The 507-nt window shown below is 55.8% G+C and carries 1 pseudogene; it reads right to left on the bottom strand.

Features of this window, described 5'->3' with window-relative positions:
* Positions 1-150: 150 nt before the first annotated feature.
* A pseudogene (locus PORUE0001_RS01375) lies at positions 151-507 on the bottom strand (gliding motility protein GldN); the annotation flags it as partial.

Here is a 507-nt window from a genome sequence, read left to right as displayed (position 1 = left end):
TTTCATACGGGAGAAACTCTAGTTTCATACGGGAGAAACTCTAGTTTCATCAAGAAGCGTCGCTGGAAGGGTGGGGGAATAGACAAAGATAGAGGGCTGAGTCCGTTGTGATGGACCCAGCCCTCTTGTGTTTGGTTGGCGACTTAGTCGCTAGAAGCGGTTGCGTACGGAGCGTGTGGTAGTACTCTTCGACTGCTTCGGTTGCTCTGCCTTGGCAGCTTTGGGAGTAGCCTTCTTGGTGGTGCGACTCTTCTTCTTCGCTTTGGTCACCTTGGCTGCTTTACGTTGGCTCTTGCCCTCGCGAAGCTCTTGTGAGCGACGGGCACGGGCTGTGTCAAGCTCACTGTCGTCCTCGCCGTCACGTCCCTCCTGAAGGTCGCTATCGCTAGCCTCTGGTTTGGTGTACTCGGTGCCGTAGAGGCTCTCCTCAAACTGCTTGAGCTCGCCCTCGATCTGGTTGCTGAAGGCTTGACGCGCAGCCATCGCAGTCGAGTCGCTCATCTCGCT

It is taken from the genome of Porphyromonas uenonis 60-3, from assembly GCF_000174775.1.
GTDB lineage: Bacteria > Bacteroidota > Bacteroidia > Bacteroidales > Porphyromonadaceae > Porphyromonas > Porphyromonas uenonis_A.
Note: the sequence above shows the minus strand (reverse complement) of the source record. Positions and strands in the feature narration are given on the sequence as shown.